Consider the following 15,286-nt stretch of genomic DNA (forward strand, 5'->3'; position numbering starts at 1 on the left):
AGCTCCACCACCGATGAACCCCACAAGCCGCCGGCGCTCGACCCGTGACCGTCCTGCCAAGGCGCCGCTGAGCGAGGAGGTAGTCGTCGACGCAGCCCTGGCACTGCTGCAGTCCGAGGGCCTGCGGGCGGTCACGATGCGGAAGGTCGCGGCCACCCTGGATACAGGACCTTCCTCGCTCTACGTCTATGTCTCCGGGCGCGAGGGGCTGATTCAGGCAATGCAACAGCGCGTCTTCGCCACCGTCGACCTCGAGCCGCCGGACCCCGCGCGGTGGCGCGAGCAATTGCACGCCCTGCTCGAACGCGTCCGGCGAGCGCTGGTCGCGCATCCCGGAATCGCCACGACGCTCCTGGCCGAGGCGCCGGCCACCGACGCGAGCCTGCAGTTGGTCGAGAATCAGCTGGGAATCCTGCTCGCCGGCGGGCTCGCACCCCAGGAATCCGCCTGGGCCACCGACATTTTCGCGACCCTGGTGACCCACGCCGCCGTCGAGGCCGATATGCGGCGCACCGACAGCCGCGAACAAGGCGACGGGAGCTACGAAACTTTCACCGGCCTCCCGAGTGACCGGTTCCCGCTCCTCACCACATACGCCACCGAACTCGTCACCGGCGATGTCGACCAGCGCTTCCGTGTCGCCGTCGACGTCGTCATCGACGGCCTGCTCGCCGGCGGCACGACGCGTGCCAATGACGACGAAGTATGAGGTCCCCGCAGTTCAGCGGGCGGTTCGCTCCCGGATTCCGCTGAGTACCGCGTCCAGCATGCGATCGAATTCGGTCTGGGAGCCGAAGTCGGCCATCAGGGGTGCGAGGGTGGCCATGGTCGGGTGTTCGGTGGGGTCGATTGTGTGTGCGGTGGCCGGATTGCCGTTGAGGACCGCCAGTAGGTAGCCGTTGAGGAAGCCGAACAGTGTCAGCGGCGCGTCCGCGACCACGCGGTCGGGCAGGTTGGCCGCGCGCATCGCGGTGACCAGGTGTTCCAGCGCGGTGAGGGCCACGGGGGAGTTCTGCGGGCGTGTGGCCAGCAAGGGGAATGCCTCGGGGTGCCGGTAGGCCATCGCGCGATAGCTGTGCGCGGTCGAGCGGGCGATCTCCTCCCAGTCGCCGGGGGTGTCCTCCAGATCGGCCGCCATCTCGGTGAGTACCGCCTCCGTAACCGCGTCCAGCAGTGCCGTCTTGCCCTTGACGTGGTTGTAGATCGACATCGGGTCGATGCCGAGTTCGTCTGCCAGGCGGCGCATTCCGAACCGTTCGAGGCCGTCGCGGTCGACGAGTGCCACGGCCGCGGCCGCGATTCGCTCGCGGGTCAGGCCCGCGGAGGTGCCCTGTGTGCGCCTGGCCACTATCGCTCCCTTTCCTTGTCAAACCTACACCGTAGGATATACCTTCGGCTGTGAAACCTACGGCGTAGGTTTGGTGTGGAAGTCTTCGGTCATGGGCCGTCCGAAGTCAGCGCTGAAAGCCGTCGTTCGATGGAGGAGTCCGAAAGGTGTTGACCCGCAGAACATTTCTTCGCAGTGTCGCCGCAACGTCCGCGCTGGCCGGTCTGGCGGCTACCGGCTGCGGTGACTCGCCCGCATCGATCGTCACGACGCGGGCCGGGCGGGTGCGGGGGAGTGTGACCGCAGGCGTCCACGCGTTCAAGGGAGTGCCCTACGCCGCACCGCTGCACGGTGTGGACCGCTACCTCCCGTCGCGCCCGGTCGAGCCGTGGAGCGGGGTGCGCGACGCGCTCGTTCTCGGTCCCACCGCGCCCCAGCCCGTGGCCGCGCCGCCGATGGACTTCTTCGCGCCGCCGATCCCGGGCGCGGACTACCTGAACCTGAATATCTGGACCCCCGAGCCGGGTTCGGCGGGACTGCCGGTCATGGTGTGGATCCACGGCGGCGGCTTCGACACGGGCAGCAACGGCCTCTACGACGGCAGCGCATTCGCCCGCGACGGCGTGGTTCTCGTCGCGATCAACTACCGGCTGGGTGCGGAAGGGTTTCTGTTCCTCGACGACGGTGTGGCCAATGTCGGTCTGCTCGACCAGATTTCGGCCCTGGAGTGGGTGCGCGACAATATCGCGGCCTTCGGCGGTGATCCCGGCAATGTGACCATCTCCGGCCAGTCCTCGGGCGCGATGGCCGTCGGCAGCCTGCTGGCGATGCCTCGGGCCCGGGGCCTGTTCCGTCGCGCGATCATGCAGAGCGGTGCGGGCAATATCTGCTACTCCGCCGATACCGCCCGCGAGATCGGGCAGCGTCTCGTCACGAAGCTGGGCGTGGCGCCGACGCGGGAGGCCGTCGCGTCGGCCGGTACGGAACGGGTGCTCTCGGCGACCGCCGCGGTCATGAGTGATCTTGCGCGACAACCGGATCCGCAGCGGTGGGGTGGCGAACCGGGGTGCCGTGTCAATATGTGGCGCTCCACGCTGGACGGCAGCACCCTGCCGGAGAGGACCATCGATGCCGTCGGCCCCGACGTGGATGTGCTGATCGGCCACAACGGCGAGGAGGGACGGCTGTCACTGGTGCCCTTCCGCAGTCTCGACTCGGTGAGCGAATCCGAACTGATCACCGCGATGCGGCTGTACCGGCTGCCCGTCGACCGGGCCCTGCCCGTCTACCGCGCGGCCTACCCGGGCGCGAATCCCGGTGCGCTGCTGGCGATCCTGCAGGCCGACTGGTTCTACACCATCCCCGGCCTCCGCCTGGCAGACGCCCGCGCCACCGCCCGGGCCGCCACCTACATGTACGAATTCACCTGGCGCTCCCCGCAATTCGACGGCCAACTGGGTTCCTGCCATTTCCTGGAGGTCCCGTTCGTCTTCGACCAGCTCCGGGATCGGCGCATGCACTGGATCACCGGCCCGAACCCGCCACAGCAACTGGCCGACCTCGTCCACGGCACGTGGGTGCAGTTCGTCACCGGCGGCCGCGTCGATTGGCCGCGCTACGAACCGCCCCGCAGAACCACCATGCGACTGGACCTGCAGCCCACGGTGGTCGACGACCCCAGTCCCGTTCGCGGCCTGTGGGACGGAATCGACCTGTACTGAGCCTTGTCGTTCGCCAACGGTGTGTTGCCTGTGGCGCATCACATCATCCCCCGGTCGGAGTGCAGCACCCTTCCGTGGTACGACGCGCGTCATGGCCCGCGGTCGTAGCGTTGTCGGCGTGGGTGAGGAAATCGACGCAATACTCGACGGTGATTTCACGGTTGCAGTCGCTCAGGTCACGCCGCTGCGCGGCGTCGTGCTGGCGCCGGTCAACAGCTTCGGCTGGGATGCCGGAAACCGCACGTTCCGGTTCACCAGTGACCTGGCGGCGTACAAGAAGCTCCGGCGGATGGAACGAAATCCGAAGGTGGCGATCGTATTCCACACCCGCGACCATGGCGTGGCCTATGGCGAGGGCTACATCGTTGTACAGGGTGACGCCAGCTTCTCCTGGCATCCCGACCACGACGAACTGGCCGATTTCTATCAGCGTCCCGGCACTGCGCTCGGCCCCGACGACCTCGGCGGCCCGGTGTGGGATCGGTGGCTGGCGCCGTTCTGGTGGGACCGAGTCGTGGTGCGAGTGCGGGCGCATCGGATCATCGCCTTCGCCGATCGTTCCTGTAGCCGCCGTACATCGGTGCTCGGTGCCGTCGAGCCGCTTGGTCGACCCGCTCCGCAAGCGCCGCCGAGGAAGGGCGCCGGGCCACGTGTCGACGTCGATCGCGTTGTCCGGGAACTGGATTCGCTGCCGCCTCGGCTGCTGGGGTGGGTCGGCGCGGACGGCTATCCGATGGTCACTCCGGTCCAGGCGGTGAAGTCGGCAGCCGACGGGCTGACCCTCACGACCCCGGCAGGGCTGGTCCCCAGCGGCGGGCGCCGGGCCGGACTGACCGGGCATGCGTTCACCGCCGGAACCCTGGGGCAACGTCAGGTCACGCTGACAGGCTGGCTCGAAAGTGACGGTGCATCGGTGCATTACGCACCTCACACCCGGTTGAGCTATACCGTGCCTGCCAGTCGGCTCGTGTGGCGCACGGTCGTCGGCACCGTGACCCGGGTCGGCCTCGAACGAGCACGCCACGAGGGCGTGCCGTCGCTGCCGCCGCGCCGGATCCACCACATGCGCATCCCGTTCGTCGGGACTCGCTCCGCGCGTTGCGCTCCGACCAGCGGCAACACATGAGACTATGTGCCGCGTCCGGCTCGTCCGTTGGTCGAAGGGGTTCCATTGCAGGCAATGAGGCTCGTGGCGCTTCCCGGTCTGGCGTTTGCGGTAGCGATGGGATTCACCCTGGTCGGTTCGCCGGTTGCCGCGGCCGCCAGGATCCCGCTGACCAACAGCGACGGCGGGAGAACGATCAAGGCCGACGTCGGTGACACCGTCGAGGTGCGCCTGACTGCCTACACGGACCAAGGTCGCCGCTGGGTTTGGGATGAACCGAAACATTCCGGCGCTGGGGTGCTGAACAGGCTGCGCGGCGCCACCGAGTCGAACGGTAACGCGCGGGCGGTCTTCGAGGTGACCGGGTCGGGACGGGAAGACGTTACCGCCCAGCGCATTTGCGTGAAGTCCGCCGAATGCCCGAAGACCGCCGATGGCTGGAAGGTCACGATCCGCGTCGACTAGACCGGGGTTGTCGCCGACTCAGCCGTGCAGGGTGGGTATGTAGACGAGTTCCTGGATGTTGCGGTCGAGGGTTCGGGTTTCGATCAGCTCGAGGTCGAAGTCGGCGGCGCCCTGGAAGATCGGTTCGGCACCGTTCTGGCCGGTGATGACGGGGAAGATCGTCACCTGGACGCGGTCGACGAGGCCCGCGGCCAGCAGTGCCCGGTTCATGGACAGGCTGCCGTGCGAGCGTAGAGGCACGTCGGACTCCTTCATGAGCCGCGCCACGACGTCGACGGCATCACCGGCGGCGACGGTCGCATCCGGCCAGTCGAGGGGGCCCACCAGTGTGGACGACACCACCGTCGCGGGCAGATTCCGCATGCGGGTGACCCACGGATCACGCACATCGGATTCCTCGGTACTCTCGGCCAACATCTGCGCGAACGCACGATACGTCTTGGCCCCGAACACCATTCGCTGCTCCTCCTCGTACAGCCCGAGCCGATGTCCCAGCAACTCGGGCCCCTGCTTCCCCCAATACCCACCCCAGTCCCCACCACTGACACTGCCGAAGCCGTCGAGGCTGGAAAAGACGTCGAAGGTGTAGCTAACGCTCATGATTCTCTCCTCGTGTAATCGGTCGTATGCCGGTACAGACGGAGAGCGGCGGTGAAACTCATCGCCGTAGGCCTGCCGGACCGACCGCGGAGCAGTCGTCGACAGCCTCGATGCTCCTATCGGAACAGTGACAGAATCCAGAACAAGCGTTTCGTCGAGGGGTGCGGAGGTGGTTTCGGCAGGTCGGCGATCGCCTTGGCCTGCTCGATTCGCCGGTCGATCCCGGAGGGGTCCCACTCACTCGTCAGCCGTGTGATCGCATCGTCGAGTCGGTTCGTCCGATGGAGCTTGCCGATGTATTCATAGAGCGGGGCGTAGTCGTAGTCGGTGAGGTCGCCGCGTGCCATATCGTCGGGCAGCGGGTCCAACTCCGGTTCGTCCCCGGGTATGAAGGTCTTCCCGTAGGTGCCGCGCGCCGGGTCCTCGTAATAGTTCCAGGACTCACCCTGCACTGAAGTCTCCCTCGGTCGAACTTTTCATCTTACCGGTCTATCGCGATGCGCGGACTAGGTTCGATCCTGGCCCGTCACCGATCTTGTGAAGTTTCTGTAACGAATGAGAAATGTTGCCGTCGAAGCGATCACGAGTACGACGGCGGTCGCCAGTGAGAAGTACCAGAAATATGTCCACCCGTGTGTCGGGGTCTTCCTCCCGCCGATCCGGCTGACCTCGATCGCGTAATACACCATGTTGTAGACGGCGAGCATGGTGGCGCCGATGGTCAACCAGAATCCCGCCGTCGACGGTGTGAGTGCTCGTTTGAATGCGCCGACGAAGAAGATCGCCAGCGCCGCCAGGCTGGCGGGGAGCGCGATCGTCGCCGCCGTAATGTCGGATTGTGTGGGCCCCGATCCTGCCGTCAGCATCAGAACCACCGTCACCAGCAGGAGCGACCAGGACACGATCATCGCGAACAGTTCTGTCCCGGTGGGTCTTTCGGATATCCGGGCCCGAAGACTGAGCCGAAGTGAGAGCTTGCTCAGATTCCGTCCGTACACATGAAGATTGGAGGCGGATTTGGCGACCGGGCGCAGATACGGCATACCGGTCGACAAGGTATCGGGGTCGGGTTTGACCGAGACAACCCTGCCTTCGAGCTCGGCGTTCCGTTCCGAATCGCCGCCGTCCGGAGAACTCTCGTCGTCGCCGGGTCGCTTATCGGTTCCGTGAATATGTGCGGGCCCGATGAACGATCCCTCGGGAGTCCGCACGTGCATATGGTAGGACTGCGCATGGCTGGCCCGGGTCAATGCGATCACCAGGTAATTGCTCGGAATTCCGAGAAGCCTCTTCAAACTCCTGGGCGCCCAGGTGCTTTCGGCGGGTGTGGCATGCTGCTGCAGGCTTGCCGTGGCGCGCTCATAGGTGTATTTGAGCTGAAGATGCCCGGCAAGGCCGCAACGGACGATGACGATGTAGTGATCGACGCCGGTCTTCGCCATTTGCACGAGTTTGGTGAGTGCCGCGTCCTTTCGCTTGCGGCATATCTGCCCACGAGCGTGGAGCCTACTGTGCAGGCCTTCCCGGTAGTACGCGACCGCCTTGGCGTTGTACCTCGCCGCCGCTCTGGCGTCGTCGATCACGCGGCCTTCCTTCTCGGCGATCTGGGCGGCCTTTCGCCGCAGCCCGATTGCCGACTGGGACACGATCGCCACCATGTCCAGAAACAGCGTCTTGTCCTCGGTGTCCCATCCGTCGAAATCCGGCTTCAAATCGAATGCCATTCGGAACTGGTGCATCAATGCGGCCACATACGCTGGGGTGGAGCGGGAACCGTAGGCCAGCGACATCACATCCGATCCCGCAGGCGACTGGAGTTCCATCCGATCGAACAGCCGTCCTTTGTCCGGCTGTACCAGTGGCACCAATATGTTGGTGTCGTTCTGCGGCGCCCGGCGTCGCAGGCGCGGGCCCGGGGGCGGTTGGAACTGGCGTAGATCGATGACGATGTCCAGGGTGACGGCTCGCCGGGTAATCTCCCGCTGAAGATCGACATTCTCCGTGACGCGGTGTCGATAGGTCTCGGGTGTCACGATCATGTCCGCGAGCAGGGCGAGCACTGTCTGGCTGTATTCCTGACTGGTCACCGTCGCTTCCCCGACGAGCTCCGCAATGACCTGCATCTGATCGCGTTTATAGACGATCGGCCGGCTGCCGTACATCTCCCTGGTTGCCGGAACCTGGCTCCGCTCGTTGTGCCATAGCAGCGCCACGAACGCCAGCAACACGATGACATCCAGCCGCAGCATGACCGCCGGATGATCGGTGGGAAAGCTCGCCAGCGCCTCGATCCACGCGCGCACCGTGTCCGGGCTGTGGCGAAGATTCGCCCAGAGATCGGACGCGTCGATCCGCCATGCCAGCGAGAACACCCAGAGCCAAATGCCGACCAGGCCGACAACGGACAGGTAGTTACTTGCGCGTCGTGTCTTGGACGGTTTCGGAGGAGTTGCCACACTCTCTTGCGCATCCATGCCGGGCCACCCGAATTCGCTCAGAAACCATACCGAGCGACCGCCCCGATCGGATACTCGCGTTCATATGGCGGGATTATGCCCCTGCCACAAGGCTTTTCGGAAGGGTAGTCGACGACAGGCCCGCGCGACACGGCCCAGTTGCCAAACCGTGACCGACGTCAGGCGGTCAGAAGATTTCGGGCGTTGCGGACCTCCGGAATTCCGATTGCCTTGGCGGCGAGGAGGAATACCGCTGCGCCTGGTGGTCGATGGATGGTCGGGTGTGGGTGATCAGGCGGTGGATCTCGGTGGCGATCAGGTCGGGTTCGGTGAGTGGGGGGTAGTGGGCGGACTGGGTGGCGATGATGTGGCGGCCGCGGGGGGAGTTGGCCGCGCGGCGGGCGTGGGATTCGTTGAAGGCGGTGCGGAGGTCGGGGTTCATGCCGTTTCCGGGTAGTCCGCCGGAGATGACCGTGAGGGGGAGGGCGCCCAGGTTCGGTGGGTTGTCGCGGTAGGCCGAGAGGTCGTCGAGGAAGGTGCGGGACTGGTCTGCGAAGGTTTTGACGGCCTGCGGTGTGAACGCCTCACGGCGCATATCTGCCCGGGCGTCCGGGGGGAGCGGTGCGGTGATCGATCGAAAGAGGGGGCGCAGCAGCCGCATTCGCGCCGCCATGAGGAACAGTGCGATGTTGCGTCGTTCCGCTTTCCGGAAAGCGTTGCCGAACAACAGGTCCAGACCTTCGTCGGTCGGATCGATCAGGACCAGCCCGGCGATGCGGTGCGGATTCGCGGCGGCGGCGGTGCGTGCGATCGGGCCGCCCGCGCTGTGCGCGACAAGCACATACGGTCCCGCGCCGAAGTGGTCGAGCACCTCGCCGAGATCGTCGGCCATGCGGCCCAGCGTTCGCGACCGGGGATCGGGCGCACTGCGGCCGAGCCCGGAACGGTCGTAGACGATCGCCCGCGCCCAGTGCCCCACCAACGGTTGAACCAGTGCCCACGTGGACCGGCTGGCCATGGCACCGGCCTCGAACACCACGGTCGGCGCGCCCTCGGGGCCGGGCAGTTCCATGGCGTGCAGCCTGCGCCCGTCGGAGGTTGTCACCCAGACGCTGTCGCCCTGGGTGTGTGGTGGGGAGCCGGTCTTCGGCACAGGTTCAACCTTCCTTCGAGAGGGTGTGGGGCTCGGGCGAATTCGCAACAGCCGCGGCACAGCGCCGCCCGATCGTACGCAGGGCGGCCAGCACCTCGGGCGGACCGTCGACCTCGTAGTCGGCGTCGATGAAACCGATGTGCGCGGCGAGACTGTGCGCGGTGTCGCCACCGGCGTGCACCAGGCAGCGGTGCTCGTCGACGGGTTCGACCGCGATGCCGTCCGGCATCCAGTCGACGAGTTCGCTCGCCGGGCGATACACGGTCACCCTCGCCCGATAGCGCAGCCGCGCGATGCGGCGTCCGGCGCTGACGAAGGAGACGAGGTCGTCGGTCGGTGGTTCGCGGGGCGTGAACCGGGGGCCGGTCGGGGTCACCGGCCGGACCCGGTCGACCCGAAAGGTACGCCAATCGGACCGGTCGAGATCCCACGCGACGAGGTACCAGCGGCGGCCCAGATAGACCAGCCGGTGCGGCTCGGTGCCGCGGCGCTGTTCGTCGCCGTCGTGATTGCGGTAGTCGAAACGCAGCCGATGGTGGTCCCGCACGGCCGCGGCGATCGACGTCAGCACGACGGGGTCGGCCTCGGCCCCGGAGTGGCCGGGGATCACCGTGGACGCCTGCAGCGAATCGATGCGGTGGCGCACCCGCGACGGCAGGACCTGCTCGAGCTTCGCCCGGGCGCGCACCGACGCCGCCTCGAAACCGGCGACCGATCCCGGTGCGGCGCCGCCGAGCCCGAGCGCCACCGCGGCCGCCTCGTCCTCGTCGAGCAGCAGCGGCGGCAGCTTCACCCCGGGGCCGAGCCGGTAACCCCCGGCGACCCCCGGCGTCGAATACACCGGATATCCCAGCTCCCGCAGCTTGTCGATATCGCCGCGGACGGTGCGCGGACTGACCCCGAGTTCGCCGACGAGTTCGGGCCCGGTCCACATCGGTCGGCTCTGCAGCAGTGACAGCAGATGCAGCAGTCGCGCCGAGGTTCGGATCACGATTTCTCAGAGTAGTGATAATTGAGGCAAGTAGTCTGCCGCAATTCGTTGTCTACTACTCGTATGAGCGACAACAGCACCGAGATCCGCCCGTTCCGCATCGAGATCGCGCAGGCCGACCTGGATTACCTGAATCAGCGACTGGAGCGGTTCCGGCTTCCCGACGAGCTGCCGGGCACGGGCTGGAAGCTGGGCGTGCCGAAAGACTATCTGAGCGAGCTGATCACCTACTGGCGCGAGGATTACGACTGGCGCGCCCAGGAGAAGACGCTGAACGACCTGCCGCAGTTCGTCACCGAGATCGACGGGCAGAGCGTACATTTCGTGCACGTGCGGTCACCGGAGCCGACGGCGACGCCGCTGATCGTGACCCACGGCTGGCCCGGATCGTTCGTGGAGTTCCTCGATGTGATCGGCCCGCTGACCGATCCGCGGGCGCACGGCGGCGACCCCGCCGACGCGTTTCACCTTGTGCTGCCGTCGATTCCGGGATACGGGTTCTCCGGCCCGACCACCGAGCGGGGCTGGAATGTACACCGGGTGGCGCGGGCGTGGGCCGAACTGATGAGCCGCCTCGGCTACGAGCGCTACGGCGCGCAGGGCGGCGACTGGGGATCGGGAATCTCGCAGGAGCTGGCCCGGATCGCACCCGGCAATGTGGTCGGGCTGCACGTGAACTTCCTGATGACATTCGGCGATCTCGGCGATCCGACGCCCGACGAGCAGGCGCGGCTGGGGATGCTGGACCGGTTCCGGGACGAGTTCGGCGGGTACCTGGCGATCCAGTCGACCCGGCCGCAGACGCTCGCCTACGGACTGGCCGATTCGCCGGTGGGCCAACTCGCCTGGATCGTCGAGAAATTCAAGGACTGGACCGACAGCGCCGACCGCCCCGAGGATGCGGTCGACCGCGATCGGATGCTCACCAATGTGATGCTGTACTGGCTGACGAATACGTCGGCCTCCGCGGCCCGGTTCTACTACGAATTCGCGCAGGACATGGCGCGCGGCGGGTACCCGTCGCGGATCGAGGTTCCGGTGGGTGTGGCGGTGTTCCCGAAGGAGATCGTGCTGCCGATCCGCAGGCTCGCCGAACGGGCTGCCAATATCGTGCACTGGAGCGAATTCGAGCGCGGCGGGCATTTCGCGGCCCTCGAACAGCCCGGGCTGCTCGTCGACGACATCCGGGCGTTCTTCGGGCCGCTGTCCGATTAGCGAGGAGGGGGCGTAATCCCCAGTCCCGCAACGGCTTCGCGGGTGGCGGCGGCGACCAGCTCGTTGTCGGCCTGGGCGTGCTGTTCGGATTTGGCGGTCAGTACGGCGATGACGAGGGGGGCGCGGTCCGGCGGCCACACGATGGCGACGTCGAGGGCGCCGCCGTACGCGGGGGATCCGGTCTTGTCGCCGACCTTCCAGTCGGCGGGCAGTCCGGCCCGGATGCGCTTGCCGCCGGTGGTGTTGGCGAGGAGCCAGGAGGTGAGCCGCTCGCGTTCGGGTGCGGGCAGGGCGTCACCGAGGACCAGGGCCCGGTAGTCGGCGGCCAGCGCGGCGGGTGTGGTGGTGTCGCGCTCGTCGCCCGGAATGGCGGTATTCAGCTCGGTTTCCCAGCGATCCAGCCGCGAGGTGGTGTCGCCGAGGGAGCGCAGGAATGCGGTGAAACCCGCGGGGCCGCCGATGAGTTTCAGTATCTGGTTCCCGGCGGTGTTGTCGGACTGGGTGATCGCGGCGTCGCACAGTTCCGCGACGGTCATCCCGGTGTCGACATGCTTCTCCGTCTCCGGCGAGTACTCCACGAGATCGGTTGCGGGATAATGGATCACCTGGTCGAAGTAGCCCGACGACAGCGGATGCGCCTGCAGTACGGCACCGCACGCCAGGCCCTTGAACGTGGAGGCCATGGGGAAGCGCTCGCCCTCGCGGGTGGCGACGGTGCGGCCGGTGCCGGTGTCCACGGCGAAGACGCCGAGCCGGGCGTCGTGCTTCGCCTCCAGATCGGTGAAGTGCGCGACCGGAGCGGCGGCGGCCGGAGGGTTCGGCTCGGCGGTTCCGGCATCGCACGCGGCGGTGGTCGACAGCGCGGCCGCCGCCAGCGCCGCGGCGACGAACCGCCGGCGGCGGTGGGGGAGTGTTGAGTATTTCACCGCCGCAGGACATCATCGACGCGGTGCCCCGCGCCAATATCCGATCTCGGCCCGGACGAGTCGAGTTCGATATATCCGCAGGTCGATGCGTATGAGCAGGTTCCGGTGGCGGCGTCGGCGCGCCGAGTCCGCGGGCGCATCGGCCCCTGCTGGTTCAATGACCGCATGGACCTGATCCGCCACCTCCGCTACTTCGTCTCCGTGGCGGACGAGGGGCACTTCGGTCGGGCGGCGACCGCGCTGGACATGACCCAGCCGCCGCTGTCGCAGGGGCTGCGGCGACTGGAGAACCACCTGGGCGTCGAGCTCATCCACCGCACGCGGCAGGGGGCGGTGCTCACGTCGGCGGGCCTGCGGCTGCTGCCCCGGGCGCGGCTGCTCGTCGACGACGCCGAACAGCTCCTGGCCGAATCGCACCGCATCGCGCACGCCCGCGGCACCGTGCACTGGGGCGCGACCGCCGCGCTGCCCGACCGGGTGGTCACCGCCGGTGTCACCGCGCTGCGCGCGTCCGTCGGCGCGGACGGCGCGGTGTCCACCGCCGTGGGAACGACCGTCGACCTGGTCACCGATGTCCGCTCCGGCCTGTTGGACCTGGCGGTGATCGAACACCCGGCCCTCGTCGACGGGCTCGCGGCCGGGCCCGTGGTCAAGCTGCCGCGGTGGCTGGTGGTGCCGTCGGAACATCGCAGCGCCACCGCCGAACGCCCCACCTTCCCGATGCTCGCCGGGCTGACCTTCGCGCATCCGCCGCGCTCGGCCAACCCGCCCGCCTTCGATACCGTGATCGACCTGCTGCGCGAGCGCGGCGTGGACGCGGCGACCGGGACGGCGCCCGACGATCGCACGCTGCTCGCCGCCGTCGCCGCCGGGACGAGCTTCGGATTCACGGCGACTCCGCCGAGCGCGACGCCGGGCGTGACCTGGGTGCGCACGGCGCCGCAGGCAATTGCGTTGCGGGTCCGCGTCATTCGTCGCCCGAATGCCGATTCCCACGCCGAGGCGTTGGACCGCCTGCTGTATCGGGAGCGGCTGCGATGAGACGGACTTCACGCGTCGATACGCCGGGAAACACCGGTCCCGCGGCGGACCGGATTCGTGCGGTCTTCGCCGATGCCGGATGCACCGGGTGGCTGCACGCCCGCCGGTGCGGCGATCCGGCCGCGGAGATCTCGGTCGGCGGCCGATCGCGCGTCGTGATGGCCTCGGTGTACAAGCTGCCGCTGGTCGTCGCGTTCTGCCGCGGTGTCGATGCCGGGCTGATCGATCCCACCGCGCATCTCACCGTGCGGCCCTCCGACTGCACGCCCGGCCCGACCGGCATTGCCGCACTGCACGATCCGGTCACCCTGAGCCGGCGCGACCTGGCGACGTCGATGATGACGGTGTCCGACAGCGCCGCCGCCGATGTGCTGCTCGGCGAGATCGGGCTCGCGGCGGTCGAGGAGTTGCTCGGCGAGATCGGCCTCACCGAGACGCAGGTCGTGGGCGGCACCGCCGACCAGCTCCGCAGCCTGGTGCGCGATACCGACACCCACACCACCGCCGAGGCCTTCGCCGCCCTGGCCGACAACGACGAGGCATGGTCGGTGTCGGCCTACGATCCCGCATTCGCCAGCGCGACGACGCCGGAGGAGATGACCCGCTTCCTGTGCGCCGTCTGGTCCGGCGGCGTGCTGTCGGCCGGGCAGACCGATTTCGTGAAATCCGTGATGCGCAGGCAGATCTGGCCGCATCGCGTCGCCGCGGCGTTCCCGCACCGCCGGGTCTCGGTGGCGGGTAAGACCGGCACCATCGGGGCCATTCGCAACGAGGTCGCCGTGGTGGAGTTTCCGGACGAGTACCCCGTCGCGGTGGCGGTGTTCACCCGCGCGGCCCGCGCCGACCCGATGCTGCCCGTCGCCGACGCGGCCATCACCGAGGCGGCCCGCATCGCCGTTACCGAGCTGCGCCGTCCGCTGCCGGACGACTAGGGCGCCGCCGAAATTCGCTTGGCTCGCTCCGGGCGACATGTCACCATCGGATTCGCCATGAATACGCCAGCGATCGTGATCGGTGCGGGTCAAGCGGGGATAGCCGCAGCATTGGCCCTGCAGGACAACGGATTTCGGTCGACCGTGCTCGAATCCGGTTCGGACACCGCGGGTTCCTGGCCGCAGTACTACGAGAGTCTCCGGCTGTTCACGCCCGCGCGGTTGAACGGTCTTCCCGGCAGGCCGTTTCCGGGCGATCCGCACCGATATCCGGCACGCGACGAGGTCGCGGACTACCTCCGCGGCCGCGCGGCCGATATCGAGGGCGACGTGCACACCGGACAGCGGGTCACCTCGGTTCTTCGTGACGGGGCCGGGTACCGGGTCCGCACCGCCGTGGGCGAGGAGTTCGCCGCGCCGGTCGCCGTCTCGGCGACCGGCGGTTTCGCCAACCCGTACCGTCCGAATATCGCTGGGCTGGAAGGGTATTCGGGACAGGTGCTGCACGCGGCCGACTATCGCGCCCCCGATCCGTTCACGGGCCGCCGCGTCGTCGTGGTCGGTTCGGGCAATTCCGCCGTGCAGATCGCGGTGGAGATCGCGGCCGTCGGTGAGGTGATACTCGCCTGCCGGACGCCCATCCGCTACGCGACCACCGAGCCGATCCCGCCGGACTCCCGCTTCTGGCGCGTGCTGTCCTACGCGGCGAAACTGCCGATCGGGAGGTTCTTCCACCCCGGCACGATTCCGGTCATCGACACCGCCGGATATCGCCGGGCCTTCGACACTGGAAGTCCCGAGGTGCGGGAGATATTCTGCGCCGCAGACGGATCCGTGCTGCGGTGGCCCGACGGGCGCACCGCGGAGGTGGACGCCGTCGTGCTCGCCACCGGGTACCGGCCCGCCCTCGGGCATCTCCGCGACCTGGTCCGGCTCGACGATGCCGGGCTGCCCGAGCACCGGAACGGGTTGTCCCGCTCGCATCCCGGGCTGGCGTTCCTCGGCCTGGAATATCAGCGCAATATCCTGTCGGGAACACTGCACGGCGTCGGCCCGGACAGCCGGTATCTCGCGCGTCGCCTGGCCCGCTTCCGGTAGGTTTTCGTCCCCCGAAACCCCTGGTAGCCGACCTGTCGGTGTGGTTTGCCCGGCATGCATTCGAGGACCAAAGACCCCAGTCCGCGGCCACCGCAAGGGCATAAACTGAGGGAACTTTCACCACGCATCTTCGTACCGAGTCCTGAAGCGCGGCTACGTAATTCGTCAGCCCCGTGCCGGGTACGCAGTAATCGAACACGTGGGGTCTCGGGGGAAGTGGATATCGATCGAACCGCACTATTCGAGTGGCCGAACG

General features: G+C 67.7%; 15 protein-coding genes. 8 read left to right on the forward strand and 7 right to left on the reverse strand.

All coding sequences use genetic code 11. The annotated features are described in order from the left end of the window. The first annotated feature begins 13 nt into the window (after positions 1-13). Positions 14-709 carry a TetR/AcrR family transcriptional regulator gene (locus NM1_RS19475; protein WP_068021553.1) on the forward strand — a complete coding sequence of 232 codons (696 nt, stop codon included), beginning with the start codon at positions 14-16 and terminating at the stop codon, positions 707-709. Between the two features lie 12 nt (positions 710-721). Here NM1_RS19475 and NM1_RS19480 read toward each other — a convergent pair whose 3' ends face one another. Continuing rightward, a complete protein-coding gene (locus tag NM1_RS19480; protein WP_068021554.1) occupies positions 722-1,348 on the reverse strand; it encodes a TetR/AcrR family transcriptional regulator in 627 nt (208 codons plus the stop codon). Positions 1,349-1,494: 146 nt separating this feature from the next. On the opposite strand from NM1_RS19480, the gene NM1_RS19485 reads away from it, so the two are divergent. The 3 genes from NM1_RS19485 (at position 1,495) to NM1_RS19495 (ending at position 4,618) form a co-directional block, all read left to right on the forward strand. Beyond that, complete coding sequence (locus NM1_RS19485; protein ID WP_246011389.1) at positions 1,495-3,048, forward strand: carboxylesterase/lipase family protein; 1,554 nt, start codon at positions 1,495-1,497, stop codon at positions 3,046-3,048. 118 nt (positions 3,049-3,166) lie between these two features. Beyond that, positions 3,167-4,174 (forward strand): hypothetical protein, encoded by a 1,008-nt coding sequence (locus NM1_RS19490; protein WP_068021556.1) that lies wholly within the window; start codon positions 3,167-3,169, stop codon positions 4,172-4,174. 54 nt (positions 4,175-4,228) lie between these two features. Next, entirely contained in the window at positions 4,229-4,618 is a 390-nt protein-coding gene (locus tag NM1_RS19495; RefSeq protein WP_068021558.1) for a hypothetical protein, read from the forward strand. Positions 4,619-4,636: 18 nt separating this feature from the next. On the opposite strand, the gene NM1_RS19500 is transcribed toward NM1_RS19495, so the two are convergent. The 5 genes from NM1_RS19500 to NM1_RS19520 form a co-directional block, all read right to left on the reverse strand. After that, complete coding sequence (locus tag NM1_RS19500; protein WP_068021559.1) at positions 4,637-5,218, reverse strand: dihydrofolate reductase family protein; 582 nt, start codon at positions 5,216-5,218, stop codon at positions 4,637-4,639. A 116-nt stretch (positions 5,219-5,334) separates the two neighbouring features. Beyond that, a complete protein-coding gene (locus NM1_RS19505) occupies positions 5,335-5,670 on the reverse strand; it encodes a hypothetical protein (protein WP_068021562.1) in 336 nt (111 codons plus the stop codon). Positions 5,671-5,724: 54 nt separating this feature from the next. Further along, positions 5,725-7,692 carry a hypothetical protein gene (locus tag NM1_RS19510; protein ID WP_147289008.1) on the reverse strand — a complete coding sequence of 656 codons (1,968 nt, stop codon included), beginning with the start codon at positions 7,690-7,692 and terminating at the stop codon, positions 5,725-5,727. 169 nt (positions 7,693-7,861) lie between these two features. Further along, the gene (locus NM1_RS19515; RefSeq protein ID WP_246011388.1) at positions 7,862-8,827 is read right to left on the reverse strand and encodes an alpha/beta fold hydrolase; all 966 of its coding nucleotides are present in this window, start codon (positions 8,825-8,827) and stop codon (positions 7,862-7,864) included. A gap of 4 nt (positions 8,828-8,831) precedes the next feature. Next, positions 8,832-9,818: a helix-turn-helix transcriptional regulator gene (locus tag NM1_RS19520; RefSeq protein ID WP_068021569.1), complete on the reverse strand. Its 987-nt coding sequence runs from the start codon at positions 9,816-9,818 to the stop codon at positions 8,832-8,834. A gap of 63 nt (positions 9,819-9,881) precedes the next feature. Here NM1_RS19520 and NM1_RS19525 point away from each other — a divergent pair, with 63 nt between their 5' ends. After that, positions 9,882-11,033 (forward strand): epoxide hydrolase family protein, encoded by a 1,152-nt coding sequence (locus NM1_RS19525; protein WP_068021571.1) that lies wholly within the window; start codon positions 9,882-9,884, stop codon positions 11,031-11,033. Here the strand turns inward: NM1_RS19525 and bla are convergent. Next, on the reverse strand, positions 11,030-11,959 hold the full coding sequence (gene bla / locus NM1_RS19530; protein WP_068021573.1) for a class A beta-lactamase: 930 nt from the start codon (positions 11,957-11,959) through the stop codon (positions 11,030-11,032). The two genes, NM1_RS19525 and bla, sit on opposite strands and share 4 nt — an antisense overlap. Positions 11,960-12,124: 165 nt before the next feature. Here bla and NM1_RS19535 point away from each other — a divergent pair, with 165 nt between their 5' ends. Genes NM1_RS19535 through NM1_RS19545 form a run of 3 tightly spaced genes read left to right on the forward strand, consistent with a single transcriptional unit; the run spans position 12,125 to position 15,030 of the window. Beyond that, entirely contained in the window at positions 12,125-13,000 is an 876-nt protein-coding gene (locus NM1_RS19535; protein ID WP_068021639.1) for a LysR family transcriptional regulator, read from the forward strand. Continuing rightward, the gene (locus NM1_RS19540; protein WP_068021575.1) at positions 12,997-13,932 is read left to right on the forward strand and encodes a serine hydrolase; all 936 of its coding nucleotides are present in this window, start codon (positions 12,997-12,999) and stop codon (positions 13,930-13,932) included. Before NM1_RS19535 ends, NM1_RS19540 begins: the two co-directional genes overlap by 4 nt. Positions 13,933-13,989: 57 nt before the next feature. After that, positions 13,990-15,030 carry a flavin-containing monooxygenase gene (locus NM1_RS19545; protein ID WP_068021577.1) on the forward strand — a complete coding sequence of 347 codons (1,041 nt, stop codon included), beginning with the start codon at positions 13,990-13,992 and terminating at the stop codon, positions 15,028-15,030. Positions 15,031-15,286: the final 256 nt, after the last annotated feature.

This window comes from Nocardia mexicana NBRC 108244, assembly GCF_001613165.1.
Classification (GTDB): Bacteria; Actinomycetota; Actinomycetes; order Mycobacteriales; family Mycobacteriaceae; genus Nocardia; species Nocardia mexicana.